This window comes from Sanguibacter sp. A247, from assembly GCF_052324925.1.
Taxonomy (GTDB): Bacteria; Actinomycetota; Actinomycetes; order Actinomycetales; family Cellulomonadaceae; genus Flavimobilis.
Window position 1 is genome coordinate 264,497 of the sequence record NZ_JBQPRE010000003.1, and the last position, 25,121, is coordinate 289,617.

Sequence of the window (25,121 nt, forward strand, 5' to 3'; positions counted from 1 at the left end):
TCCCCGATCTTACCGGCGCGCGAGGTAAGGGTTCGTCGCCGTCTCGTGGGCCATGGTCGACGCGGGGCCGTGACCCGGCAGAATCAGCGCGTCGGCGGGCAACGCCCCGACGATCCCGCGCAGCGTAGCCGCCATGACCGCGGGGTCGCCCCCGGGAAGGTCGGTGCGCCCGACGCTCCCCGCGAAGAGCACGTCGCCCGAGAAGACCGTCGACGCTCGGGCGCCACGCGGACGCCCCGGGTGCGGCAGGACGGACGCGTCGTCGGGCACCCCCGAGACGACGTAGAGCGTCGACCCCTGCGTGTGGCCCGGCGCATGCACCGCGTCGAGCGTGAGGCCACCGAGGACCGCGGTGCCGACAAGCCCGCCCGGCCCGACGATCCTCGTCCGCTCCCCCGTGAACGTCACGACCCGCTCGGGGACACGCACCTCGTCTGGGCGAACACCCTGCTGCACGAGCACCTGGACGAGCGGGCCACTCGGCCCCGACGGGTCGAGGGTCCCGAACGGGTCCGTCAGCCGGTGCGCGTCGTCGTCGTGGAGCACGACGGCCACGCCCGCGTCGCGGGCGACGAGCGCGGCATCCCACACGTGGTCGAGGTGCCCGTGCGTCGCGAGCACCGCAACCGGCTCGAGCCCGTTCGCGGCCAGGTGCTCGGAGAGAGCCGGAGCGACGCCCCCACCCGCATCGATGACGAGGCACGGACCCGATCCAGCGGCCGAGATCACGTAGCACGACGCTCCGAGAACGGGAGCGACGAGGGTCGTGAGACGGAACGTGGGAACGCCAGTGACAGCCATGGCCCCAGGCTAGCGACCTCACGCGCACGTCATCCGGCGGCGAACGGCGCCCCGTCGCGCGCACGCGAAGGCTTCAGCATGCCTAGACTGGACACGGCCGTGTTCATCACTGAGGCGGCGCCCACCGGTCCCCTCACGGGGACAGTCGCTGATGCCGTCCCGGTCGCGCCGACCGTCACGCGTCACAACCCGAGGAGTGATGCCCTGTGTCCGAGACCACCCCCACCGCCGACGACTCCGCCGTCGAGCCCACCGAGGGCACCGCTCCCGAGACCGCTGAGGCCACCGAGGTTGCTCAGGCCGCCGAGGCTCCCGCGTCCGAGCAGACCACGACGGAGGCGGCGACGCCCACGTCGGCACCCGAGCCCGCGGAGTCCGCCGAGACCCCCGCCCCGGCCGCGCCCGCTACGCCTCGTCCGACGCCGCGCCCCATGCCGCGTCCCGTCCCCTCACCCGCCGCGATCGCCCAGGCACGTCCCGCCGAGGCTGCCCCCCTGAGCGTTCCCGACGACGCCGCTGAGGCCCTCGCCGCGACCGCCTTCGGCCGCGTCGACGACGACGGAACCGTCTACGTGCGCGAGGGTGAGACCGAGCGCGCCGTCGGCCAGTTCCCGGGGGTGAGCCCCGACGAGGCGATGGCCCTCTACGTGCGCCGATTCCTCGAGATCCAGTCGAAGGTCGCTCTGTTCGAGGTGCGTCTCGGTTCCGCCGACCTCGCCGTCAAGGAGATCGACCAGACTCTCGCGCGCCTCGCCGAGGACCTCGCCGAGCCGTCAGCCGTCGGCGACCTCGCCGCGCTGCGCGCACGCCTCGACGGCGTGCGCGAACGCGCCGCACAGCGTCGCTCGGAGCTCGACGCCGAACGGACCGCCGCCCGCGCCGCCGCGGTCGCAAGCCGCACCGCGATCGTCGAGGCCGCCGAAGAGATCGCCGGGACCGACCCGTCACGCATCCAGTGGCGTCCCTCGGGCGACCGCCTCCGCCAGCTCCTCGACGAGTGGAAGACCGCGCAGCGCAATGGACCGCGCATCGACCGCCCCACCGAGGAGTCGCTGTGGAAGCGGTTCAGCCACGCCCGCACGACATTCGACCGCGAACGCCGTCACTTCTTCGCCGAGCTCGAGACGCGCAACTCCTCGGCAAAGTCGACCAAGGAGGCTCTCGTCGCTGAGGCCGAGGCGCTCGCGACCTCGACCGACTGGGGCGCGACCGCTGGCGCATACCGCGCTCTCATGGACCAGTGGAAGGCCGCGGGCCGCGCCAACCGCAAGGACGACGACGCCCTGTGGGCCCGCTTCCGCGGCGCCCAGGACCGCTTCTTCGCCGCTCGCGACGCTGACAACGCCGCCCTCGACGCCGAGTACGAGTCCAACCTCACGGTCAAGGAAGCCCTGCTCGTCGAGGCCGAGGCGCTCCTGCCCGTGACCGACCTCGGCCGGGCCAAGGCCGCGCTGCGCGACATCCAGGAGCGCTGGGAAGAAGCAGGCAAGGTCCCCCGCAATGCGATGGGCCGCGTCGAGGCCCGCCTGCGCGCCGTCGAGACCACGATCCGTGATTCGGAGCAGGCACAGTGGGTGCGCACCAACCCCGAGACGCGTGCGCGCGCCGAGGGCGCCGCGGCTCAGCTCGAAGAGTCCATCGCGCAGCTCGAGGCTGACCTCGAGGCCGCTCGCGCCAAGGGCGACGACCGCGCCGTCCGCACGATCGACGAGGCCGTGACGGCCAAGCGTGCGTGGCTCGAGCAGATCGTCCGCGCGGCGCAGGACGCCCGCGGCTGATCCGTCATCCACAACTCGACGGCCCCGGTGGTGATCCACCGGGGCCGTCGTCCACTCTGGGGTCCATGCTCCTGCGTCGGCTCCTCACACCACCACCGGACACGGCTCCCCGCACCGTCCGCCCCCAGGACGTGGGGGGCGAGATCGCCTTCGACTCCCTCCACGCGAGCGGGCACCTCCTCACCCTCGCACCGGGCATCGGTGTGCTGCCGGGCCTCGTGACAACGCCGACCGACCGACTTCTCGCGATCGGACCGCGGATCCCCCCACGCACCGTCGTCGGGCGCCTGAGCGCCGAGTGGGTCCATACGGGACATGGCGCGCCGACCCCGCTCACGGTCCTCTACTCCCCCCGCGCGCACCGGCCGCCCTTGAGCGCTGGCATCCAGACGCACCAGGCGACCCTCGCACCCGACGACGTCGCCGGAGTCGGGTCGCTGCGCATCACAAGCCCGCTGCGCACCGCGCTCGACCTCACGCGGCACGTCGCCCGCTCCGAGTCGCTGCCCGCGCTCGAACGCCTCTACGCAACCGGGCTCCTCGACCTCGAGGAGCTACGCACCCGCGTGCACGAGCAGCCTCACGGGCCGCTCACCTCCGAGTCCGCGGACATCGTCGCAACGCTGAGCGCGCGCGTCAGCCCTTGTGGACCGCGCGCGATCCGGTGACGCGGTAGACGTCGAAGACGCCTTCGACCTTGCGGACCGCCTTGAGAACCGTCGCGAGGTGAGCCGGCTCGGCCATCTCGAAGACGAACCGTGACGTCGCGACACGGTCGGAGGAGGTCGAGACGGACGCCGACAGAATGTTCACGTGGTTGTCCGAGAGCACACGGGTGACATCCGAGAGCAGCCGCGCACGGTCGAGCGCCTCGACCTGGATCTGCACGAGGAACAGCGTGCTCGCACCCGAGCTCCACGCGACGTCGACGAACCGCTCGGGCTGGTCGCGCAGAGCCTCGACGTTGACGCAGTCCGCGCGGTGCACCGAGACGCCCTGCCCCCGGGTGATGAAGCCGACGATCTCGTCGCCCGGAACGGGCGTGCAGCACTTCGCGAGCTTGACCCAGATGTCTTCGACGCCCTTGACGACGACGCCGGGGTCACCCTGACGCGACCTGCGTCGCGGCCCGCCGGGGAGCGCGACCTCGGCGAGGTCCTCCTGCGCGCCCTCCTCGCCACCGAAGGACTGTGCGAGGCGCGTGACGACCGTCTGCGCCGAGACCTGAGCCTCGCCCACGGCCGCGTACAGCGCCGAGACGTCCGCGTACCGCATGTCGGAGGCGAGGCCAGCAAGTGCCTCGTGGCTGAGCAGTCGCTGAATCGGCAGGTTCTGCTTGCGCATCGCCTTCGCGATCGCTTCCTTGCCGTGCTCGACCGCCTCTTCGCGGCGCCCCTTGGAGAACCACTGCTTGATCTTGTTGCGCGCCCGGGGGCTCTTGACGAACGCAAGCCAGTCCTGGCTCGGCCCGGCGGTCTCAGACTTTGAGGTGAGGACGTCAACGACGTCCCCGTTGTCGAGCGTCGAGTCGAGCGAGACGAGCCGCCCGTTGACGCGCGCGCCCATCGTTCGATGCCCGACCTCGGTGTGGACCGCGTACGCGAAGTCGACCGGGGTCGACCCGGCCGGCAGCGCCATCACCTCGCCCTTCGGCGTGAAGACGTAGACCTCCTGGCCCGCCATCTCGAACCGCAGCGAGTCGAGGAACTCCGTCGGGTCCGCGGTCTCGCGCTGCCAGTCGACGAGCTGACGCAACCACTGCATGTCGCTCGCACCCGCGTCGGGGCCGCCCGCACCCGGCTTAGCGGCTTCCTTGTACTTCCAGTGTGCGGCGACGCCATACTCGGCGCGCCGGTGCATCTCGAACGTGCGGATCTGAATCTCGACGGGCTTGCCGCCGGGGCCGATGACCGTCGTATGGAGCGACTGGTACATGTTGAACTTCGGCATCGCGATGTAGTCCTTGAACCGGCCCGGGACCGGATTCCATCGCGCGTGCAGCGCGCCGAGCGCCGCGTAGCAGTCCCGCACCGAGTCGACGAGGACTCGCGTCCCGACGAGGTCGTAGATGTCCTCGAAGTCATGCCCGCGCACGATCATCTTCTGGTACACCGAGTAGTAGTGCTTGGGCCGCCCCGTGACCGTCGCCTTGATCTTCGCTGAGCGCAGGTCGGCCATGATCTGCTCGCGCACGACCGTGAGGTACTCCTCGCGCGCCGGGGTGCGTTCGGCGACGAGCCGCACGATCTCCTCGTAGACCTTCGGGTAGAGGGTCTGGAACGAGAGGTCCTCGAGCTCCCACTTGATCGTGTTCATGCCGAGGCGGTGTGCGAGCGGCGCGTAGATCTCGAGCGTCTCGCGGGCCTTGCGCCCGGCCGACTCCGCGGGCACGAACTTCCAGGTGCGAGCGTTGTGGAGGCGATCGGCGAGCTTGATGACGAGCACTCGGATGTCGCGCGACATCGCGACGACCATCTTGCGGACCGTCTCGGCCTGCGCGGCATCCCCGAACTTCACCTTGTCGAGCTTTGTCACGCCGTCGACGAGCATCGCGATCTCGTCGCCGTACTCGCGCGTCAGCTGGTCGAGCGAGTAATCGGTGTCCTCGACGGTGTCGTGCAGCAGCGCCGCTGCGACCGTCGGCTCGGTCATGCCGAGCTCGGCGAGGATCGTCGCGACCGCGACGGGGTGGGTGATGTAGGGATCGCCCGAGCGACGCTTCTGGCCGCGGTGCGCCTTTTCAGCGGTGACGTAAGCGCGTTCGAGGAGGCCGAGGTCAGCCTTGGGATGATTGGTGCGCACCGCTTGCAGCACGGGCTCGATAGCCGGCGAGACGCCCGCTCGCGGCGTCAGCCAGCGCATGAGGGTCGAGGTCCGGGCCGGCGTGGCCGCCGTAGGCGCCCCCCCGGACGCGCGTCGGGCAGGGGTCGGGACCTTTGCGTCGTCTGCCATCTCACCCTCCCGCCTGTCCCCGCACCCGGGGCGCTTGCGCCCGGGGTGCCGCCCCGGACGTCATTGAACGTTGTGCAGGTGGACAGTCTACGGCGCTCGCGCCGTCGACCTGCGCGCACGAGGAGGCGCCCCCGGTTCGGGGGCGCCTCCTCGTGCGAACGAGGTCAGACGATGAGGGAACGCACCTCGCGGCCGGAGAGCCGCTCGCGTCCGCCGAGCTCGGGAATCTCGAAGAGGAACGCCAGCCCGACGACGACGCCGCCCGCACGTTCCACGAGGTCCGCGCCCGCCGAGGCGGTTCCACCCGTTGCAAGGATGTCGTCCAGCACGAGAACTCGCGCCCCCGGCGGGATCGTGCCGTCCCGGATCTCGAGCGTCGCGGTCCCGTACTCGAGCTCGTACGTCGCCGCGAGCACGGGAGGCGGCAGCTTGCCCGCCTTGCGCACGGGGATGAAGCCGGTCCCGAGGAGCGTGGCGAGCGGCGCTCCGAAGAGGAACCCCCGCGCCTCCATGCCGGCGACGAGGTCGAACTCACCCAGCTCACCCGCGAGATCGGCGAGCGCCCGTGTCGCGGCCGCAAATCCCTCGCCCGAGGCGAGCACGCCCGCGACGTCCCGGAAGAGAACACCGGGCTGGGGGAAGTCAGGAACCTCCCGCAACAGATCTTCGACGATCGCGATGTCGGCCGAGCGACGATCCGTCATGCTCACTTCTTGCGCCGCCTCGGCTGGGCCGTGTGACCCTGGTGCTGGCCCGGGAGCAGCTTGCCTGCCGCTGCGTAGGCCGACACCTCGACGTCGCCGCCCTCGCCCGCACGCGCTGCGAGAACCTTGGCGGTGTGCTCGGCGATCGCCGGCTCACGGTCGCGCAGCGCGACCTCGAGCGGCGTTGCCAGGAAGATCGAGGAGTACGTGCCGGCGGCCATGCCGACGAAGAGCGCGAGCGCGATGTCGCGCAGCGTCCCGGCGCCGAGGATGAACGCGCCGATGAAGAGGATCGAGCTGACGGGCAGGAGCGCGACGACCGAGGTGTTGATGGAACGCACGAGCGTCTGGTTGACGGCGAGGTTCGCCTGCTCCTCGTACGTCGAACGCTTCTGAGCGAGGATGCCCTGGGTGTTCTCACGGACCTTGTCGAAGACCACGACGGTGTCGTAGATCGAGTAGCCGAGGATCGTGAGGAAGCCGATCATCGTCGCGGGGGTGACCTCCCAGCCGACGAGCGCGTACACGCCGAGCGTGAGGATGAGGTCGTGGAAGAGCGCGATGATCGCACCCGCGGCCATGCGCCAGTTACGGAAGTAGGCGGTCATGACGAGCGTGACGAGCAGCACGAAGACGATGAGGCCCTGGATCGTCTTCTGCGAGACGTCCTGACCCCACGTCGCACCGATCGTCGTCACGGTGACGGCGTCGGCTGCGACGCCGTACGCCTCAGCGAGCCCCGACTTGATCTCGGCGATCTGGCCTTCTTCGAGAGGAACCGTCTGGACCCGCACAGACGACGAGCCGAGCGAGGACACACGTGCGGCCTCGGTGACACCGGCCTCCGAGACGACGTCCGTCGCGGTGCTCTGCGCCGTGTCGGCCACGCCCGCGACGGTGAACTCAGCACCGCCCGTGAACTCGATCCCGAAGTTGAAGCCTCGGATGCCGAGGACGAGCGCACACAGCGCGACGATGATGAGCGACGCAGCGAAGAAACGCTTGCGCTGGCCCACGATGTTGTACGAGCGACGGCCCGTGTGGAGGTCGTTGCCCCACTGGGAGAATCCGCGGCGTGCCATCAGTGCTTCTCCTCGTCTGCGCCGTCGACCACGGTGGTCTCGGCTTCAGGTGCATCGTCCAGGGTCGTCTCGGTCGCCTCTGCAGCGCGGGCCTGAGCCCTGCGCTCAGCGATCGTGAGCGGTCGCTCGCTGTCGTCGACCGAGGGTGCCGCGTCGAGCGTCGCGAGAGCGCCGGATGCCGACGCGCTGGCCTTGGCCTTGGGCGCGTCCTTCGCCGCACGCACACGACCGCGACCCTGGTAGACGGCGGCGCGTCCGCCGAGCTGGCGGGGATCGAGCCCCGACGCCGGGTGCCCGGCTCCGAAGAACTTCGTCCGTGCGAGCAGGTGCATGAGCGGGTGCGTGAAGAAGAAGACGACGAGGACGTCGATGACGGTCGTGAGACCGAGCGTGTACGCGAACCCGCGCACACCGCCGACGGCCAGGAAGTACAAGACCGCTGCGGCGAGCAGGTTGACCGCGTCGGACGCGAGGATCGTGCGGCGTGCGCGGTCCCAGCCCTTCTCGACCGACCCGACGAGTGCGCGCCCGTCCCGCAGCTCGTCGCGGATGCGTTCGAAGTACACGATGAACGAGTCCGCCGTGATACCGATCGCGACGATGAGTCCCGTGACACCCGCGAGCGAGAGTCGGTAGCCCTGGAGCCACGAGAGGTACGTGATGACGAGGTACGTGACGACGGTCGCGACGATGAGCGAGGCCACCGTGACGAAACCGAGCACGCGGTACTGGAAAAGCGAGTAGATGACGACGAGCAGCAGGCCGACGAGGCCTGCGAGCAGACCCTTCTGGAGCTGCTCCGAACCGAGCGTCGCGGAGATCTCGCTCTCGCTCTGGACCTTGAAGTCGAGGGGCAGCGAACCGAAGTTCAGCTGGTTGGCGAGAGCCGCCGAGCTCGCACGAGTGAAGTCGCCCGAGATCTCGGCTCGGCCGTCCGGGATCGCCTCGGTCACCTGGGGTGCCGAGATGACGAGACCGTCGAGAACCATCGCGAAGAGGTTCGGTGCGACGTCAGCGCCGGCCAGGCCCTGCGTGTACTGCTCAGCGAGGCGCTTGGTCGTCGCGTAGAACGCGTCGCGACCTTCGTTGGTGAACTCGATGTTGACGACGCTCTCGTTCGTCGTCGCGCCGTTGACGACCCGCAGGCCCGACTGGGCGTTCTTGATCTGCGTCCCGGGGATCTCGACGGGGCCGAGGATGTACTTGTACAGACCGTCGTCGGAGCAGGTGATGAGGACGGCGTTCGGGTCGCCCGAGTCACCGCCCGTGAGCTTCGACGGGTCGCACACGAGGTCCTCGAACTTCTTGCTCACGGCGTCCGTGATCTGCGCGAGGTCCGAGGGATTGGCGGTCGTCGGCGCGGGCGCCTCCGTCGGCTTCTCGGTCGCGGGCTCGCTCGTCGTCGGGTCGTCCGTGGGCGTCGCGGTCTCGGTCGCCGTAGCGGCCGCAGCCTTCGAGCCGCCGCCCGACGCGCCCTCGGACGCGCCGTCGGTGGGCTCGTCGGTCGCGGTGGGCTCGTCGGTCGCGGTGGGCTCGTCCGACGGCTCCGGCGTGGGCTCGGCCTGGAAGCCGTAGGCCTGGGCGAGCACGGGACGGAAGTTCATCTGCGCCGAGCGGCGCACGAGGTCGAGGGTCGTCTGGTCGGGACGACCCGGCAGCGCGACGACAATGTTCTGACCACCCTGGCTCGAGATCTCCGCCTCAGCGACACCGGTCGCGTCCACACGCTGGCGGATGACGTTGATCGCTTGGCGGATGTCCTCCTCGGTGATGGCCGAGCCGTCGGTCGTGACCGGCGTGAGGATGATCTGCGTGCCACCCTCGAGGTCGAGCGCCAGGTTCGGCGTCCAGTCCGCGTCTCCCCACTTGACGCCCGCGGCAAGGCCGCCGACCGCAAGAGCGATGAGGATCGCGAGACTGATGAGCGTCCGCAGCGGACGTGTCTTCTTCGTACTGCTCGCCACCAGAGTGATCTCTTCCCGTGTGCGGACCAGTGCGCCTGGTCCGGGTTCGTCGACGTGCGCCCCGAGGGCCGCGCGCCGAGCCTACTCGTTCGCCGGACGACCGTCCTGCGGCGTCCCGGGCGTGTCTGTCCCGTCCTGGCTGCCCGCGCTGTCGTCGTCGGCCTCATCGGTGAGGTCGTCGCCGTCGACCAGGGTGTCCGGCTCGACCGGATCAACGATCTTCGCGATCGCCTGACGGATCCAGACCGAACGTGCGCCGTCGAGCGCCGCGAGCGTCACGCGGTCACCGTCGACCGCGACGATCGTGCCGAAGAAGCCCGAGCCTGTCATGACCTCGGTGCCCACCTCGAGGCTGTCGCGGAAGGCCGCAGCCTCTCGCTGCTGCTTGCGCGAGCGACGCGACCCGAAGAACATCATGAGCACGAGCGCGCCCAGAATGACGTAGAGGAAGATGTCGCTGCCGCCCCCGGCAGCGCCGGCAGCGAGGTTCGAGACGTCGGTCATCACGGGTGGACTCCTTGAGAAATGTGAAACGCCTGCCGCAGTCTATCGGCGGGTCACGACAACCAACGCGCGCGGGCCCGTCGCGGTTCCCTCAGCGGGTCATTCGGGGGCACGGAGCCCGAGGTGCGCCCACGCAGCAGGGGTCGCGACCCGGCCGCGCGGCGTGCGACCCATGAGTCCCTCGCGGACGAGGAACGGCTCGGCCACGGTCTCGACCGTCTCTGGCTCCTCGCCGACCGCGACCGCCAGGGTCGAGAGGCCGACGGGTCCGCCTCCGAAACGCGTGCACAGCGCCAGGAGGACGCCCCTGTCGAGCCGGTCGAGGCCGAGAGCGTCAACCTCGTACACCTCGAGCGCCTGTTGCGCGGCGTGCAGGTCGAGCCGGCCGTCACCGCGCACCTGGGCCCAGTCACGCACGCGGCGCAGGAGCCGGTTGGCGATGCGCGGCGTGCCGCGCGAGCGGCTCGCGATCTCGGCCGCGGCATCGACGTCGAGCGTCGTCCCGAGAAGTCCCGCGCTGCGCAGCAGCACGCGCTCAAGCTCAGCAGCGTCGTAGAAGTCAAGATGCCCGGTGAAGCCGAAACGATCGCGCAACGGCGCGGGGAGGAGCCCCGCGCGGGTCGTCGCGCCGACCGTGACGAACGGCGGGAGCGACAGCGGAATCGCGCTCGCACCCGGCCCCTTGCCCACGACGACGTCGACGCGAAAGTCCTCCATCGCCATATAGAGCAGCTCTTCTGCGGGCCGCGCGAGCCGGTGGATCTCATCGATGAAGAGCACCTCACCCTCGTCGAGCGAGGACAGGACCGCCGCGAGGTCACCCGCGTGAGTGATCGCCGGACCCGATGTGATCCGCAACGACGTGCCGAGCTCGGCGGCGATGATCATGGCGAGCGTCGTCTTGCCGAGTCCGGGCGGCCCCGAGAGCAGCACGTGGTCGGGGCTCACGCCGCGACCGAGGGCCGCGTGCAGCACGAGCGAGAGCTGGTCGCGCACGACGGTCTGCCCGACGAACTCCTCGAGACGGCGGGGCCGCAGCGCGGCCTCGGCAGCGCGTTCGACGTCGTCCGCACCCCCGTCGAGCACACGCTCCACGGGCGCCTCAGCCACGACGTCCGCCGAGCGAGCGCAGCGCAGCGCGCAGGACGTCGGGCACGTCACCCGCGGCGAGCGGGTCGTCCGCGCCCATGCCACGCCCGGCCAGGACGTCGGTCACCGCGTCCTCGGCCGTCCGCGCGGTCCAGCCCAGGCCCTCGAGCGCCTCGACAACCTGCGCCCGGTGGTCGGCCGCGGCAGTCACGGCCGCGCCCGTCTCACCCCGCACGGGCCCGAGCTTGTCAGCGAGCTCCAGGACCAGGCGCTGCGCACCCTTGCGTCCGATGCCGGGGACCTTCATGAGCGTCGTGAGGTTGCCCTCGGCAACCGCTGCGCGCAGCGCGTCCGGCGAGAGCACCGCGAGCATCGCGAGCGCGGTCCGTGGACCGATGCCCGAGACCGTCTGCACGGTCTCGAAAGCACCGCGCTCGTCCGCGTCAGCAAAACCGAACAGCGTGAGCGAGTCCTCCCGGACGACGAGCGTCGTATGCAGTCGGGCGCGCTCCCCCACGCGCAGCAGCGCGAGAGTCGACGGAGCCGCCAGGACTGCGAGGCCCACGCCACCCGTCTCGATGACCGCACGGTCGATCCCGACCGTGAGCACCTCGCCATTGATCGACGCGATCACAACGCTCCCTCCGCGGCGGGCACCCTCACGACGGGCACGCCGACTTCAAACACCTGTACGAACACGCCACCACCGTAGCAAGGCCTACCGACGCCCCGAACCACGGCGCGCCGCGAGGTCAGCCGCGGCCCAGGCCCGCTGGGCAGGCGTGAGCTCGTGGTTGTCGCCACCCTCAAGAGCACCGGAGGGCCGCCACAGGTGGCAGACCGCAAGCGCGAGCGCATCGGCCGCGTCCGCGGGCCGCGGCGTCTCCGTGAGCCCGAGGATGCGCACGATCATCGCCTGGACCTGGGCCTTGCCTGCCCGTCCGCTACCGGTCACGGCAGCCTTGACCTCGGAGGGCGTGTGCAGCGCGACGGGGATGCTCCGGCGCGCGGCCGCCACCATCGCGAGCCCGGCAGCCTGCGCCGTTCCCATGACGGTTGACACATTGTTCTGCGCGAAGACCCGCTCAACCGCCACGACATCGGGACGATGGGTGTCGAGCCACGCATCAAGCCCGTCCGCGATCATGGCGAGCCGACGATCGACCGACATCGCGGGTGGCGACTCGATGACGCCCACCGCCACGAGCCGTGCCTTGCGGCCCGGAAGCGAGTCGACGACGCCGACACCGCAGCGCGTCAGGCCGGGGTCAACCCCAAGCACCCTCACGGCGCCGCCCTTCTGTCCGGGCCCGGGGACGACGACGGCGCGTCGACCCGCAGGCCGACGCGCCGCCGCGCACACATGCGAATCAGTCGTCCTCGAGCGCCGCGAGCACCTCGTCCGAGGCGTCGAAGTTCGAGTAGACGTTCTGGACGTCGTCCGAGTCCTCGAGAGCGTCGATGAGCCGCAGCACCGCACGGGCCCGGTCGACGTCGACCTCGATCTCCATCGACGGGTGGAAGACCGTGTCCGCAGAGTCGTACTCGATGCCCGCGTCCTGGAGTGCCGAACGGACGGCGACGAGGTCGGTCGCCTCGGTGAGGATCTCGAAGATCTCGCCCTCGTCGTTCACCTCTTCGGCGCCCGCGTCGAGAGTTGCCTCCATGACGGCATCCTCGTCCGTGCCGTCCTTGGGGACGACGATGATGCCCTTGCGGGAGAAGAGGTACGAGACCGAGCCCGGGTCGGCCATCTGGCCCCCGTTGCGCGTGAACGCGATGCGCACCTCGGCGGCAGCGCGGTTCTTGTTGTCGGTGAGGCACTCGACGAGCACCGCGATCCCGCCCGGGGCATAGCCCTCGTACATGATCGTCTGGTAGTCCGCGCCGCCGGCCTCAGCACCCGAGCCGCGCTTGACGGCGCGGTCGATGTTGTCGTTGGGCACCGACGTCTTCTTCGCCTTCTGAATGGCGTCGAAGAGCGTGGGGTTGCCCGCGGGGTCACCTCCGCCCGTGCGGGCGGCCACCTCGATGTTCTTGATGAGCTTGGCGAAGAGCTTGCCGCGCTTAGCGTCGATGGCAGCCTTCTTGTGCTTGGTGGTAGCCCACTTGGAGTGACCGGACATGCCTTACCGCTCCCTAGTAACGAGTCGGACGAACATTGCGTGAACCCTGGCGTCCCCGGTGATCTCGGGATGGAACGACGTCGCCATCAACGGGCCCTGCGCGACTGCAACGATCCTACCGGCGGCGGGCCCCTCGGTGACGGAGGCGAGCACCTCGACACCGTCACCCACCTCTTCAACCCACGGCGCGCGGATGAATGTCGCGGGCACAGGACCGTCGTCGATACCCCGAACCTCGAGCGAGGTCTCGAAGGAGTCGACCTGGCGTCCGAACGCGTTGCGGCGCACCGTCATGTCAATTCCGCCGAGCGTGCGCTGGTCGGACGTGCCGTCGAGCACCCGGTCCGCGAGGAGGATCATGCCCGCGCACGAGCCGTAGGCGGGCATGCCCTCGCGCAGCCGTTCGAGAAGTGGCTCGCGGAGCTCGAAGACAGACAGGAGACGGTCGATCGTCGTCGACTCCCCGCCGGGAAGAACGAGCCCGTCCACCTGGGAGAGCTCGTCGGCGCGTCGGACGCGCACGGTCCGCGCGCCGGCGGCCTCGAGCGCGCGGACGTGCTCGGGGACATCGCCCTGGAGAGCCAGGACGCCGATCGTCGGGTTCACGTCGCACCATGCTACGGGCAAGAGAACACCCGGTCCGCGACACGCCCCGCTCCCTGGGCGTCCTGCCTCTCGCCAGAGGCGCGCATCCTGCTACTTTTGCGCCATGACGACGCCGGGACACGACCCCTTCCTCACTCCGCCTCCGCCCTCTGGCGCTCCGGCCTACGGAACGCCAGGCCAGCCGTCCGGCGCACCGGACCCGCAGCACGGGGCGCCCATCCCGCCGTACAGCGGGCCTACCCAGCCGTACGGCGCGCCCGCCCAGGCGTATGGCGCGCCCGCCTGGCAGCAGCCCGCACCGCGCCTGCGCAAGACGCTCGGGGCCAAGATCTTCACCTTCCTCGGCGCGGCCTTGAGCATCGGCGGCATCGTCATGGCCGCCTCGGGCATCTCGAGCGTCCAGGAGGCCATGCCCGACGACCCGTCTCAGTGGGCACAGACGCTCACCTCGATTGAGTCCCCCGGCACGGGCACCTTCACGGCAACCGCGGGCACGACGTATGAGCTCATCACCTCGGGCGAGGTGTCGAGCACGGACTACGAGTACGTCGTCGTCCAGAGCCCCTCGGGCGTCGACGTCGAGCTCTCGTCCGCAGCGGACGTGGTGCTCGCGACCAACGGCGTTGATGTCGCGCGGTTCGCACGGTTCACGGCGACCGAGACCGGCCTTCACACGATCGAGGTCGCCGACGGTTTCGACGGCGTCGTCGTCGCCCAGAGCGGCGTCTTCGACGACGCGTTCAGTGCGTTGGCGGTCGGCGCCGGTCTCATCGTCGGCGCGGTCCTCGTCGGCGGGCTCGGCTTCGTCTTCCTGCTCATCGGCGTCATCTGGTGGATCGTCGCAGCCTCGAACAACCGCAAGATCCGCGCCTTGAGCGGTGGTCCGACCCCGGGTGGGCCGGTCCACTACCCCGGCATGTAACCCTGGCACGACGACATGCCGCTGCCCGGGACGGTTCGCCGTCCCGGGCAGCGGCATGTGAGGTCACGGCCACGCGTCGCCCTTGGGCGCGCGCCACGCGTCTCAGTCGGCGACGTGCCGCTTCGGGTCCGTCTCGAGGCCGATCTCCTCGACCGACCCGTCCCAGCCACCCACCAGACCGCGCACGATGCGTCCGAGCGTCGCAGGGAACACCTCGTCGCGGCTCTCGTCGAGCTCGTCCGCGGTGAGCCAGCTCATCTCATCGACAAAGCTCTCCTCGAGCGGCGTCCACCCGGCACGGCTGAGCTCCGGACGCTGCGCGACGCGCAGGACGAAGAACTCCTCATGCTGCCGACAGTGCTCGCGTGCGAAGTCGAAGATCGCCGACCTGCGCAGCACCGGCCCCTCGAGGTCCCGGGGGTCCACCTTGAGGCCCGTCTCTTCACGCAGCTCGCGCGCAGCGGCCTCGCGCGGGGTCTCGCCCGGATCGATCCCGCCACCCACCGAGAACCACCAGTGGCGGTCCGGCTCGTCCGCGTCGTGCCCGCGCACGAGCAGAACCGCACCCGTGCTGTCGAGCACGAGCACCCGCGCGGCTGAGCGCTCGCGCACGCCGTCGGGCGCCCGCACCCAGCCCTCGTCGAGATGCAGCGGGGCGTCCGCCTCGCGCGAGCCCGCCGACGCGGGCGCAGCCGCGCTCGACGGCGCCGGGCGCGCGCCAGGAGCGGGCCTCGGCACACGACCGAGACCCGCTGCCGACGTCCCACTGACGCTCATGTCACCAGCCGCGGTCCTGCAGGCGGTGCGCGACAGGCACGTCGTCGACATTGATGCCGACCATGGCCTCACCGAGTCCGCGCGACACCGTGGCGATGACCGCGGGGTCGTCGTAGAACGTCGTCGCCTTGACGATCGCCGCGGCACGCGCCGCCGGGTCGCCCGACTTGAAGATCCCCGAACCCACGAAGACACCCTCGGCGCCCAGCTGCATCATCATGGCGGCGTCCGCGGGCGTCGCGATGCCGCCAGCGGTGAAGAGGACGACCGGGAGACGGCCCGCCTCGGCGACCTCCTTGACGAGGTCGTAAGGCGCCTGAAGCTCCTTCGCGGCGACGTACAGCTCATCGTGCGACATGGAGGTGAGGCGCGCGATGTCGGCACGCAGCGTGCGCATGTGCGTCGTCGCGTTCGAGACGTCGCCCGTTCCTGCCTCGCCCTTCGAGCGGATCATGGCCGCACCCTCGGTGATGCGGCGCAGCGCCTCACCGAGGTTCGTCGCACCGCAGACAAACGGCGTCGTGAAGGCCCACTTGTCGATGTGGTGCGTGAAGTCGGCCGGGGTGAGGACCTCCGACTCGTCGACGTAGTCGACGCCCAGCGCCTCGAGCACCTGCGCCTCGACGAAGTGGCCGATGCGCGCCTTGGCCATGACGGGGATCGAGACGGCCTCAATGATGCCCGCGATCATGTCCGGGTCACTCATGCGCGCGACGCCACCCTGCGCGCGGATATCTGCCGGCACCCGCTCGAGCGCCATGACGGCGACCGCCCCGGCGTCTTCAGCGATCTTCGCCTGCTCGGGCGTGACGACGTCCATGATGACGCCGCCCTTGAGCATCTCCGCCATGCCGCGCTTGACGTGCGACGTCCCGACGACGGGTGCGGAGGAGTTCTCGGTGCTCACGATAGGTACCTCATTCAGAAGTTCGGGTGCACGGGACGGACGTCCCCTGCCGACGCAGACATGTTAGGGCTCTTCGGGGTGAACGTGACTGCCCGGGCGCCCCAGTCCCACGGGCCAAGCATCATCGAGCTCGACCGTCTGCGGCATCGCGGCCCGACCGGCGAGACGCGCGGCCCGCACCCACCCCTTGGCGCGCATGCGCTGGGTCTGGGCAACCGCCTCGTTGTGGAAGCGTCGGGCCAGCTGGACTCGGAACCACGCGGCCGAGAGCGACTCGAGCAGCTCGGCGGTCCCAGGGCTCGTCTGCAGCTGCGCAACCGCCTCGGGGCTGTCGAGCACCCCGCGCAGCGCTGCCGAGAGATCGGACTCGGCGTCCGTCCGCTCCGGGCCCAGCCCTTCGCCGAGCGCCTCGCCGATGACTCGGCCCGTCGCGACCCCACGCACCTCGTCCGCGAGGTCGGGAACGGCGACCGCGAGCTCGTGGCCACCCTGGCCTCCGCTGCCGCCCGTCGCGACGACCGCGTCGGCGAGGAGCAGCGCCTCGACCGGCTCGAGCACGCCCGCGACGACGAGGTCGCCCGCCGCGCTCGCCCGCCGCACGAGCTGTGCGTCGAGCGCGATGCGCGACGCGACGACCTTGCGGTGCAGGCGGTCGAGCCGCGTCGCGGCGCGCCACCCCACGACGAGAAGGACGCCGACGACGGCGACCACGATGACGACAACCTCGGACCACGTCATGAGGCGCTCCCCTCGATCCCCAGCAGGCCGCCCCGGCCGTCCGCGACGCGCACGGTCGCGTTCGAGGCCGCGAGCACCATCTCGTACACCGTGAGAACCTCGTCCGTGACGACCGACCAGTCGTAGCGGCGCACGGCCGCCGCGCCCCGACCAGCCACCTCGGCACGCCGATCGTCGTCGCCGAGGACCTCGAGCAGCGTGCGCGCCAGATCGGCGCTGTCACCCGTGCGGAACAGGACGCCCGCCGTGCCCTCGTCGAGGACGCGACGGAATGCACCCAGATCGCTCGCCACGACGCACGTGCCCGCGCTCATCGCCTCGACGAGCACGATGCCGAAGCTCTCGCCGCCCGTCTGGGGCGCGACGTAGACGTCCACGGACGTGAGAAGAGCCGCCTTGTCGTCGTCGGAGATGCCCCCGAGGAACTCGACGTGCCGGGCAAGGTCGCCGAGCTCGGCGTTTGCTGCGTCCCGGCCCGCATCGCCACGCCCCGCGACGAGGAATCGCGCACCCGGGATCGCCGCGACGACCTCACGCACCGCTCCCACGAGCACGGGCAGGCCCTTGCGCGGCTCGTCGAGCCGACCGAGGAACGCGATCGTCGGCGCCTCATGCGTGCCCGTGAACCGCGCGTCCGGCTGCGCGTCGCGGAACGGCTCGACGTAGACGCCGTTCGGGATGACGACAGCGTCGCCCCCCAGGTGGTCGATGAGCGTGCGCCGCGCGTCCTCAGACACCGCGATCCGGGCGTCGATCTTCTCGAGCGCGGGGCGCACGAGAGGTGAGACCATCTGCAGCGCGCGCGAGCGGACCATCGACGTATGGAACGTCGCGACCGTCGGGCCCGTCGCGTTCCACAGCGCGAGGAGGGACAGGCTCGGGGTCACAGGCTCGTGCAGGTGAAGGATGTCGAAGTCGCCCTGGTCGAGCCAGCGCCGCACCTTCGCCGCGACGAGCGGACCGAACGAGAGCCGCGCGACCGAGCCGTTGAATCGCAGCGGGAGCGAGCTCCCGGCCGAGGTCATGTACGGCGCGATCGGGGTGTCGTCGTCCGCAGCGATGAGCACACCGACCTCGTGACCGCGCGCCATGAGCGCCTCAGCGAGATCGCGCACGTGGAACTGCACGCCGCCCGGGACGTCGTAGGAGTACGGGCACACGATGCCGACGCGCAGCCGTCGGCCGTCGAGCGGAGCATTCATTCGGCTGCCCCCTCACCGGGCGCGGCCTCGTCCGAGCGGCCGGCAGCACGCTCGAGCGTGCGCGCGTACCGCGCCGGGTCGAGGTCCTCGACGAAGACGTGCTGAAGCATGTGCCAGTCCTCCGGCTTCTCGGCGATCACGCTCGCAAGCGTGTCGACCCACCCCTGGGTCGCGGCCTCGATCCGCTGCTTGCGCGGGAGCGACGGGTCCGTCGTCACCTCGGGGTGGAAACGGATGATGATGCCCCAGGGCGTTCCCGCGCGGCGGCGGCGCTCCCCCGTGAGCCGTTCGTACGTGATCGAGATCGGCACGAGCGCGACGCCCGTCGCGACGCTGAGCGCCGCGGGGCCCGCTGCCACCCGTGCACGGTGCCCGCACAGGTCGACCTCGATGCCCGACGCCGCCAGGTCGCGGTCGGCCAGGAGCGGCACGAGCCGCGGCGGGGTCGCGCGCGCAGACCGCAGGAGCGACTGGAAGACGCCGTCGTCGCCGAGCGCGAGGATCTCCATGCCGAGGTCCTCGCGGAAGGCGAGGAACTCCTCGAACAGGCGCGGCGGCTCGAGCCGCTCGGCGACGGTCGTCACGGGCATGATGTGCGTCCCCGCGTACGCGCCGGCCAGGTCCCAGTTGCCGAGGTGCCCGAGCGCGCCGACGATCCCGCGGCCCGCGTCCCGCGCCGCGAAGATGTGGTCGGGCATCTCAAGCCGCACCCGCGCTTCGATCTGCTCGGCGGTTGCCGCGCGCAGCGTAAACGCCTCGCCGTAGTACCGCAGGTAGGAGCGCATGCCAGCGAACGACAGGCGTCGCAGCTCGCGACGGCTGAGGCCCGGGCGGACACGCGCATAGTTCGCCTCGAGGCGCCGCACCCCGGCTGGCCGGACGAGCCACGCGACGTCAGCGGCGAGCGCGAACGCGCCCCGTACGACGGGCGGGGGCACGCGCGGCAGGTAGTCCCACGCAAGCTGGAAGAGTCGGCCAGTGTCCATGCGTCACTCCCCCTGGGCTGCGGCGGCCGACGCGGCAGGCGCGGCGGCCGCCGCACGCGCCTGCGAGTGAACGGTTGCCATGCGCTGCACGACCGTGATCGCCGAGAGCGCAGCGAGCACGCCGAGCGTCCAGACGAGCACCGCGAGCGGTGCGCCATACCCGACGACGAGCGCCGCGACGAGCGCGATCGCGAGCCGGTCCGCGCGCTCGGCGACACCGACCGCGGCCGTCATCCCCAGGCCCTCAGCACGCGCCCGGGCATACGGGACGACGCCGCCCAGAGCGAGGCAAGCCAGTGCGACCGTGACGCCCGCGTCCGAGCCCTCGCGCAAGAAGAAGAGCAGCAGCCCGCCGAAGATCGCCGCATCCGCGACGCGGTCAAGGGTCGAGTCGAGGAAGGCTCCCCACGGTCCCGACCGCCCCGCGGTCCGCGCCATGATGCCGTCGAGCGCGTCGGCGAGCACGAGCGCTCCGATCGTCCACGCCCCCGCGACGAGATGACCCGTCGGGAAGAGCCACAGCGCGACCACGACCGTGCCGAACGTTCCCGCGATCGTCACGGCGTCAGGCGTAACACCCAGCCTGAGGAGCAGCTTGGCCACGGGCGTGAAGAGCCACGTGGACAGCGAGCGCAGGTTGTCGAGCACCGTCGTCCTTCCGTCAGCGGGCCGGAGCCCAGGAACCGGGCGGACCCGGCTGTCAGCCCGCTCTCGCGGGCCCGCGCGCTGTGCGCGCCGTCGTTCAGTCTGTCTCGTCGGGCCACGCCGACGCGAGCCGCGCCCGCGTGTCCGCGAGCAGCTCGGGAAGCGCCTTGGTACGCCCGACGACAGGCAGGAAGTTCATGTCGCCGAGCCATCGTGGCACGACGTGCTGGTGCAGGTGCGCGGCGATGCCCGCACCCGCCACCTCACCCTGGTTCATGCCGAGGTTGAAGCCCGCCGGACCCGAGACCGCGCGCACGACGCGCATCGCCGTCTGCGTGAGTGCGGCGACCTCGTGGGTCTCGTCCGCGGTGAGGTCGGTGTAGTCCGACACGTGCCGGTACGGGCAGACGAGCAGGTGCCCACCGTTGTACGGGTAGAGGTTGAGGACGACGTACGACGTCACCCCGCGGTGCACGATGAGCGCGTCGACGTCACTGCGCCCCGGAGCGACGCAGAAGGGGCACGAGTCCTCACCCGCGTCCGACGGCTTGTTCTCCCCCTGGATGTACGCCATGCGGTGAGGCGTCCACAAGCGGCCGAAGCCGTCCGGGACACCCGCGAGCCCCGAGGTCGGCTCGACCTCGGGGCTGCGGGCGTCGTCGGGCGTCGGCACGCGTCAGACCTGCGCCCGGTCGCGGATCGCCGCGGTGATCCGCGCGATCGCGTCGGCCACCGGGATGCCGTTCTCCTGGCTGCCGTCGCGGAAGCGGAACGAGACCGCACCGTTCTCGACATCCTCGCCGCCGGCGATGAGCGTGAACGGGACCTTCTGCGTCGAGGCCGTGCGGATCTTCTTGGCGAAGCGGTCGCTCGAGTCGTCGAGCTCCGCCCGCACGCCCTGGGCGCGCAGCTGCCCGACGACGTCGGCGAGGTAGTCGTTGAACGGCTCGGCCACGGGGACCGCGAGGACCTGGACGGGCGCGAGCCACGCCGGGAACGCGCCCGCGTAGTGCTCGAGGAGCACGCCGAAGAAACGCTCGATCGAGCCGAACAGCGCACGGTGGATCATCACGGGGCGCTGGCGGGTGCCGTCAGCTGCCGCGTACTCGAGGTCGAAGCGCTCGGGCAGGTTGAAGTCGAGCTGGATCGTCGACATCTGCCACGTGCGGCCGATCGCGTCGCGCGCCTGCACCGAGATCTTCGGGCCGTAGAACGCGGCGCCGCCCGGGTCCGGGACGAGGTCGAGACCCGACGCGGTCGCAACCTCTTCGAGGGTGCGGGTCGCCTCGTCCCACACGTCGTCGTCGCCCACGAACTTCTCGGGGTTCTTCGTCGAGAGCTCGAGGTAGAAGTCGTCGAGGCCGTAGTCGGCGAGCAGGTCGAGCACAAACTTCAGCGTGTTCGCGAGCTCGTCCTTCATCTGCTCCTTGGTGCAGTAGATGTGGGCGTCGTCCTGCGTGAGGCCACGAACCCGCGTGAGGCCGTGCACGACGCCCGACTTCTCATAGCGGTAGACCGTGCCGAACTCGAACAGCCGCAACGGCAGCTCGCGGTAGGACCGGCCGCGCGCGTCGAAGATGAGGTTGTGCATGGGGCAGTTCATGGGCTTGAGGTAGTAGTCCTGGCCCGGCTTCGTCACGACGCCCGCGTCATCGACCTCCTCGTCGACGTGCATCGCGGGGAACATCCCGTCGCGGTACCAGTCGAGGTGACCCGAGATCTCGTAGAGGTGGCCCTTGGTGATGTGCGGAGTGTTGACGAAGGAGTAGCCCGCCTCGATGTGCCGGCGGCGCGAGTAGTTCTCCATCTCCGTGCGGATGACACCGCCCTTGGGGTGGAACACGGGCAGGCCTGAGCCGATCGCGTCCGGGAAGGAGAACAGGTCCATCTCGGCGCCGAGGCGACGGTGGTCGCGGCGCTCGGCCTCGGCAAGGCGGTCGAGGTAGGCGGTGAGCTCGTCCTTCGACGGCCACGCCGTCCCGTAGAGACGCTGGAGCTGCGGGTTCTTCTCGGAGCCGCGCCAGTAGGCCGCGGCCGACCGCATGATCTTGAAGCCGTTGCCGATGAGCTTGGTCGACGGCAGGTGCGGGCCACGGCACAAGTCCTGCCAGACGACGTCACCGCCCCGGCGCACGTTCTGGTAGATCGAGAGCCCACCCTCGCCGACCTCGACGGACGCGCCCTCGGCGGCGTCGGCGCTCGAGGACTTCAGGCCGATGAGCTCGATCTTGTAGGGCTCCTGCGCGCACTGCGCGAGCGCCTCGGCGTCCGTGACCTCGACGCGGCGGAAGGTCTGGCCCTCCTTGACGATGCGCATCATGGCCTTCTCGAGGGCCTTGAGGTCGTCGGGCGTGAACGGCTCGGTGACGTCGAAGTCGTAGTAGAAGCCGTCCTTGATGGGCGGCCCGATGCCGAGCTTGGCGTCCGGGTTGACCTGCTGCACGGCCTGCGCCATGACGTGGGCGGCCGAGTGCCGCAGCACGGCGAGGCCGTCGGCGGAATCGATCGTCACGCCCTCCACGACAGCACCGCCGGCGAGCACGGTGGCGAGGTCGACGAGCTCACCGTCGATCCGCAGGACGACGACGTCGCGGCGGTCGGCGAAGACCTCGGTGCCCGTCGTCCCCGTCGTCACCGTGGTCTCGACGCCGTCGATGGTGAGGGTGATCTGGGGTTCTACGGACACGGGTGCTCCTTGTGGTTGCGGGCGGCCATACCGGGGCCGTCCGTGCGTGGATCGGTTCTCGTGCAGCGGGCCGCACCCGACGATGCTACCGGCGACGCACGCCGCGTGACGCGACCGCGGTCGTCGGATCGTGGGGCCAGTCGTGCTTGGGGTAGCGGCCGCGGAGCTCCGCGCGCACCTGCGGGTAGCCCTGCTGCCAGAACGAGGCGAGGTCGCTCGTCACCGCGGTCGGTCGGCGCGCGGGCGAGAGCAGGTGGAGGACGACCGGCACACGGCCGTCGACCAGCCGGGGCGTGACGTCCCAGCCGAAGACTTCCTGGACCTTGGCCGCGAGCACGGGCACATCCCCCGCATAGTCGACCGCGGCACTCGTCCCCGCGGGCAGCGAGAGCCGCTCCGGGACAAGCTCGTCGAGCCGCGCGGCCTCGGGCCACGGCAGGAGCCTGCGCAGGGCAGCAGAGTCGCGGCGCGTGAAGTCTGCGGGCGTCCGCAGGTCGCCGAGGTCTGGCCCGAGCCAGTCCTCGAGCCGGCCGAGGAGAGCCTCGTCGGAGACGTCGGGCCACGGCTCCCCCAGCGTGCGGTGGACGAGCGCGAGGCGCGCTCGCAGCCGGCTCGCGGACTCGGAGAGAGGCGGAAGCCCGTCGCGGCGCAGGCCGTCGCGGACCGCGGCAGCAACCGTCGCGCGGTCGGGCCGGGGCAGGCGTTCCTCGACGAGGGTGATGGCACCCAGCTGGGTGCGTCGCAACGCGAGCAGATGTCCGTCGCGCCGCTCGAGGCTCGTCTCCTCGTGCAGCAGCCCGCCCGCGGCGTCGAGCGCGCTGTCCTCGTCGAGCGGCGCGGCCGCGCGCACGAGCGCGTCGGAACGTCCCGGGCCTCGGTCGGCGTCGGCGATCGCAAGCCACTGCGCACCCGCGAGGGCCGAGCCCGCTGGGAGGGCCGCACCGGTTCCGCTCGCCATGAGGTACCCACGGCCTCCCGGGCGACGTCGGGCGATGCGTTCGGGATGGGCGAGCGCCACGACGAGGCCCGCAGCCGCGTCGTCACCGAGCCGGTGCTCGGGGGCACCCGCTGCGCCGAGACGGTCCGCGAGGCGCCGGGACTGGCGGCGCCAGTCCTCGCTGCCCGGGCCGCCCTGCCGGATGCGGCGCCACGCCGCGACGAGGTCTGCTCCCGGCGCGCTGGGAGCGGAGTCGAGCAGGGCGACGATCTCGGCGGCGCGACGCGCGCCGACCGCGTCGGCCCCGTCGAGCAGGGCCCGGGCGAGACGCGGATCGGTTCCCAGGGCGTCGATGCGGCGACCGCGCGGGGTGACGTGGCCGTCGTCGTCGAGCGCCCCGAGGGCGTGCAGGGTCGCGCGGGCTGAGGCGAGCGCTGCGGGAGGGGGTGCGTCGAGAAGCGCGAGGTCGGCCGGCGAGCCGCCCCAGCAGGCGGCCGAGAGCACGAATGCGGCGAGGTCGGCCGTGCGGATCTCGGGTTCGGCGAAGGGCCGCAGTCGCGGATGGTCGTTCTCGGCCCAGCATCGCCATGCCGTCCCGGGCCCGAGGCGCCCCGCGCGTCCTGCGCGCTGGTCGGCGCCCGCGCGGCTCACCGAAACCGTGACGAGCCCGGCGAGCCCGCGGACGTGATCGGTGCGCGGCTCGCGGGCGAGGCCCGCGTCGACGACGGTCCGCACGCCCGGGACGGTGAGCGAGGACTCGGCGACCGCGGTCGCGACGACGATGCGTCGCCGCGGGCCCTCGCGCAGCGCGAGGTCCTGCTCGGAGCCGGGAAGGCGTCCGTGCAGGCGGCGCACGTCGACGGTGCCTCCGGAGGCGTCGCGTGCGCCGTCGAGAGCCCGGGCGATCGTGTCCACCTCGCGGGCCCCGGGCACGATGACGAGGACGTCACCGGGAGCGTCCGCGAGCGCAGCGCGTGTCGTCGCGGCGACGTGGTCGAGGAAGCCGCGCGTCGGTCCGCGTTCGTCGAGCCGCGCGACGCGCGCGGGTGGCGGTGCCCAGTGCATCGTGACGGGGTGGGTCTCGGCGGCGATGTTGACGATGGGCGCGGGGGCGTCGTCCCCGATGAGGTCCGCGAGCGCGTCGATGTCGATGGTCGCGGACATGACGACGATCCGGAGCTCGGGGCGGAGCGTGCGGCGTACCTCGAGGAGGAGCGCGAGGAGGAGGTCGGCGTCGAGGTGGCGTTCGTGGACCTCGTCGAGGACGACGACATCGACGCCGTCGAGCCCCGGGTCGGACTGGACCCTGCGCAGGACGAGGCCTGCGGTCGCCACCTCGATGCGGGTGCGTGCGCTGCGGCGGACGTCGCCGCGCACGGCGTGCCCGACGATGCCGCCGACCTCGTCGCCGCAGAGCTCGGCGAGGCGGCGGGCGGCTGCGCGCGCCGCGACGCGGCGGGGTTGGGTGACGAGGACGCGTCCGGTGACGTCGGCGGCGAGGGCGGGCGGGACGAGGGTGGTCTTTCCTGTTCCGGGTGGGGCTGCGACGACGAGGACGCCGGCCTGCGCGAGGCGGGCGCGTACCTCGCCCAGGTGCTGCGCGACCGGGAGGTCGGGCGGTGCCGCGAGGAGTCGGGCGATGGGGTCGGTCACGGGCACCATCCTCTCGTGCCCCGACGTCTGCCGGGGTGGCCTGCCCCGGGGTGCCTGTTGCG

At 71.2% G+C, this 25,121-nt stretch carries 23 protein-coding genes; 3 read left to right on the forward strand and 20 right to left on the reverse strand.

The window, feature by feature from the left end:
- Positions 1-9 precede the first annotated feature (9 nt).
- A complete protein-coding gene (locus tag ACTVCO_RS09400) occupies positions 10-801 on the reverse strand; it encodes an MBL fold metallo-hydrolase (RefSeq protein WP_443728161.1) in 792 nt (263 codons plus the stop codon).
- Between the two features lie 206 nt (positions 802-1,007).
- Here ACTVCO_RS09400 and ACTVCO_RS09405 point away from each other — a divergent pair, with 206 nt between their 5' ends.
- The gene (locus tag ACTVCO_RS09405; protein ID WP_443728162.1) at positions 1,008-2,579 is read left to right on the forward strand and encodes a DUF349 domain-containing protein; all 1,572 of its coding nucleotides are present in this window, start codon (positions 1,008-1,010) and stop codon (positions 2,577-2,579) included.
- 65 nt (positions 2,580-2,644) lie between these two features.
- Positions 2,645-3,247, forward strand: a complete 603-nt coding sequence (locus ACTVCO_RS09410) for a hypothetical protein (protein ID WP_443728163.1) — start codon at positions 2,645-2,647, stop codon at positions 3,245-3,247.
- On the opposite strand, the gene ACTVCO_RS09415 is transcribed toward ACTVCO_RS09410, so the two are convergent.
- The 10 genes from ACTVCO_RS09415 to pdxT all read right to left on the reverse strand — a co-directional run bounded on the left by ACTVCO_RS09415 (position 3,216) and on the right by pdxT (position 13,606).
- A complete protein-coding gene (locus ACTVCO_RS09415) occupies positions 3,216-5,531 on the reverse strand; it encodes a RelA/SpoT family protein (protein ID WP_443728164.1) in 2,316 nt (771 codons plus the stop codon). The genes ACTVCO_RS09410 and ACTVCO_RS09415 overlap by 32 nt on opposite strands.
- 164 nt (positions 5,532-5,695) lie before the next feature.
- Positions 5,696-6,235: an adenine phosphoribosyltransferase gene (locus ACTVCO_RS09420; protein WP_443728165.1), complete on the reverse strand. Its 540-nt coding sequence runs from the start codon at positions 6,233-6,235 to the stop codon at positions 5,696-5,698.
- Between the two features lie 2 nt (positions 6,236-6,237).
- On the reverse strand, positions 6,238-7,317 hold the full coding sequence (gene secF, locus ACTVCO_RS09425; RefSeq protein WP_443728166.1) for a protein translocase subunit SecF: 1,080 nt from the start codon (positions 7,315-7,317) through the stop codon (positions 6,238-6,240).
- Positions 7,317-9,281 carry a protein translocase subunit SecD gene (gene secD, locus ACTVCO_RS09430; protein WP_443728167.1) on the reverse strand — a complete coding sequence of 655 codons (1,965 nt, stop codon included), beginning with the start codon at positions 9,279-9,281 and terminating at the stop codon, positions 7,317-7,319. The genes secF and secD overlap by 1 nt, the downstream gene beginning before the upstream one ends.
- An 81-nt stretch (positions 9,282-9,362) precedes the next feature.
- Complete coding sequence (gene yajC, locus ACTVCO_RS09435; RefSeq protein WP_443728309.1) at positions 9,363-9,785, reverse strand: preprotein translocase subunit YajC; 423 nt, start codon at positions 9,783-9,785, stop codon at positions 9,363-9,365.
- A gap of 99 nt (positions 9,786-9,884) precedes the next feature.
- Positions 9,885-10,895, reverse strand: coding sequence for a Holliday junction branch migration DNA helicase RuvB (gene ruvB / locus ACTVCO_RS09440; RefSeq protein WP_443728168.1), 1,011 nt, complete (start codon positions 10,893-10,895; stop codon positions 9,885-9,887).
- The gene (gene ruvA, locus ACTVCO_RS09445; RefSeq protein WP_443728169.1) at positions 10,888-11,508 is read right to left on the reverse strand and encodes a Holliday junction branch migration protein RuvA; all 621 of its coding nucleotides are present in this window, start codon (positions 11,506-11,508) and stop codon (positions 10,888-10,890) included. Before ruvA ends, ruvB begins: the two co-directional genes overlap by 8 nt.
- A gap of 84 nt (positions 11,509-11,592) precedes the next feature.
- On the reverse strand, positions 11,593-12,162 hold the full coding sequence (ruvC, locus tag ACTVCO_RS09450) for a crossover junction endodeoxyribonuclease RuvC (RefSeq protein WP_443728170.1): 570 nt from the start codon (positions 12,160-12,162) through the stop codon (positions 11,593-11,595).
- 82 nt (positions 12,163-12,244) lie between these two features.
- Entirely contained in the window at positions 12,245-13,000 is a 756-nt protein-coding gene (locus ACTVCO_RS09455; protein WP_443728171.1) for a YebC/PmpR family DNA-binding transcriptional regulator, read from the reverse strand.
- A 3-nt stretch (positions 13,001-13,003) separates the two neighbouring features.
- On the reverse strand, positions 13,004-13,606 hold the full coding sequence (gene pdxT / locus ACTVCO_RS09460; protein WP_443728172.1) for a pyridoxal 5'-phosphate synthase glutaminase subunit PdxT: 603 nt from the start codon (positions 13,604-13,606) through the stop codon (positions 13,004-13,006).
- Positions 13,607-13,709: 103 nt separating this feature from the next.
- Between pdxT and ACTVCO_RS09465 the strand changes: the two genes are divergently transcribed.
- Positions 13,710-14,528, forward strand: a complete 819-nt coding sequence (locus ACTVCO_RS09465; RefSeq protein WP_443728173.1) for a hypothetical protein — start codon at positions 13,710-13,712, stop codon at positions 14,526-14,528.
- A gap of 102 nt (positions 14,529-14,630) precedes the next feature.
- Here ACTVCO_RS09465 and ACTVCO_RS09470 read toward each other — a convergent pair whose 3' ends face one another.
- From ACTVCO_RS09470 to hrpB, 9 genes are all read right to left on the reverse strand, one after another.
- Positions 14,631-15,305, reverse strand: a complete 675-nt coding sequence (locus ACTVCO_RS09470; RefSeq protein ID WP_443728174.1) for an NUDIX hydrolase — start codon at positions 15,303-15,305, stop codon at positions 14,631-14,633.
- A gap of 1 nt (position 15,306) precedes the next feature.
- Positions 15,307-16,212 carry a pyridoxal 5'-phosphate synthase lyase subunit PdxS gene (pdxS, locus tag ACTVCO_RS09475; protein WP_443728175.1) on the reverse strand — a complete coding sequence of 302 codons (906 nt, stop codon included), beginning with the start codon at positions 16,210-16,212 and terminating at the stop codon, positions 15,307-15,309.
- A gap of 63 nt (positions 16,213-16,275) precedes the next feature.
- Positions 16,276-16,950: a hypothetical protein gene (locus tag ACTVCO_RS09480; protein ID WP_443728176.1), complete on the reverse strand. Its 675-nt coding sequence runs from the start codon at positions 16,948-16,950 to the stop codon at positions 16,276-16,278.
- Positions 16,947-18,152 (reverse strand): glycosyltransferase family 4 protein, encoded by a 1,206-nt coding sequence (locus ACTVCO_RS09485; protein WP_443728177.1) that lies wholly within the window; start codon positions 18,150-18,152, stop codon positions 16,947-16,949. Before ACTVCO_RS09485 ends, ACTVCO_RS09480 begins: the two co-directional genes overlap by 4 nt.
- A complete protein-coding gene (locus ACTVCO_RS09490) occupies positions 18,149-19,138 on the reverse strand; it encodes a phosphatidylinositol mannoside acyltransferase (protein ID WP_443728178.1) in 990 nt (329 codons plus the stop codon). The genes ACTVCO_RS09485 and ACTVCO_RS09490 overlap by 4 nt, the downstream gene beginning before the upstream one ends.
- A 3-nt stretch (positions 19,139-19,141) precedes the next feature.
- Positions 19,142-19,786: a phosphatidylinositol phosphate synthase gene (gene pgsA, locus ACTVCO_RS09495; RefSeq protein ID WP_443728179.1), complete on the reverse strand. Its 645-nt coding sequence runs from the start codon at positions 19,784-19,786 to the stop codon at positions 19,142-19,144.
- A 94-nt stretch (positions 19,787-19,880) separates the two neighbouring features.
- On the reverse strand, positions 19,881-20,456 hold the full coding sequence (locus tag ACTVCO_RS09500; RefSeq protein ID WP_443728180.1) for an HIT family protein: 576 nt from the start codon (positions 20,454-20,456) through the stop codon (positions 19,881-19,883).
- A 3-nt stretch (positions 20,457-20,459) separates the two neighbouring features.
- Complete coding sequence (thrS, locus tag ACTVCO_RS09505) at positions 20,460-22,469, reverse strand: threonine--tRNA ligase (RefSeq protein WP_443728181.1); 2,010 nt, start codon at positions 22,467-22,469, stop codon at positions 20,460-20,462.
- A gap of 85 nt (positions 22,470-22,554) precedes the next feature.
- Positions 22,555-25,068: an ATP-dependent helicase HrpB gene (gene hrpB, locus ACTVCO_RS09510; protein WP_443728182.1), complete on the reverse strand. Its 2,514-nt coding sequence runs from the start codon at positions 25,066-25,068 to the stop codon at positions 22,555-22,557.
- Positions 25,069-25,121: the final 53 nt, after the last annotated feature.

What these genes read in the sequence shown, in the direction of transcription:
- ACTVCO_RS09400 (WP_443728161.1), bottom strand. Translation starts at nt 801, where the DNA reads ATGGCTGTCACTGGCGTTCCCACGTTCCGTCTCACGACCCTCGTCGCT.
- ACTVCO_RS09410 (WP_443728163.1), top strand. Translation starts at nt 2,645, where the DNA reads ATGCTCCTGCGTCGGCTCCTCACACCACCACCGGACACGGCTCCCCGC.
- ACTVCO_RS09415 (WP_443728164.1), bottom strand. Translation starts at nt 5,531, where the DNA reads ATGGCAGACGACGCAAAGGTCCCGACCCCTGCCCGACGCGCGTCCGGG.
- ACTVCO_RS09420 (WP_443728165.1), bottom strand. Translation starts at nt 6,235, where the DNA reads ATGACGGATCGTCGCTCGGCCGACATCGCGATCGTCGAAGATCTGTTG.
- secF (WP_443728166.1), bottom strand. Translation starts at nt 7,317, where the DNA reads ATGGCACGCCGCGGATTCTCCCAGTGGGGCAACGACCTCCACACGGGC.
- yajC (WP_443728309.1), bottom strand. Translation starts at nt 9,785, where the DNA reads ATGACCGACGTCTCGAACCTCGCTGCCGGCGCTGCCGGGGGCGGCAGC.
- ACTVCO_RS09455 (WP_443728171.1), bottom strand. Translation starts at nt 13,000, where the DNA reads ATGTCCGGTCACTCCAAGTGGGCTACCACCAAGCACAAGAAGGCTGCC.
- ACTVCO_RS09465 (WP_443728173.1), top strand. Translation starts at nt 13,710, where the DNA reads ATGACGACGCCGGGACACGACCCCTTCCTCACTCCGCCTCCGCCCTCT.
- ACTVCO_RS09470 (WP_443728174.1), bottom strand. Translation starts at nt 15,305, where the DNA reads ATGAGCGTCAGTGGGACGTCGGCAGCGGGTCTCGGTCGTGTGCCGAGG.
- ACTVCO_RS09480 (WP_443728176.1), bottom strand. Translation starts at nt 16,950, where the DNA reads ATGACGTGGTCCGAGGTTGTCGTCATCGTGGTCGCCGTCGTCGGCGTC.
- ACTVCO_RS09485 (WP_443728177.1), bottom strand. Translation starts at nt 18,152, where the DNA reads ATGAATGCTCCGCTCGACGGCCGACGGCTGCGCGTCGGCATCGTGTGC.
- ACTVCO_RS09490 (WP_443728178.1), bottom strand. Translation starts at nt 19,138, where the DNA reads ATGGACACTGGCCGACTCTTCCAGCTTGCGTGGGACTACCTGCCGCGC.
- hrpB (WP_443728182.1), bottom strand. Translation starts at nt 25,068, where the DNA reads ATGGTGCCCGTGACCGACCCCATCGCCCGACTCCTCGCGGCACCGCCC.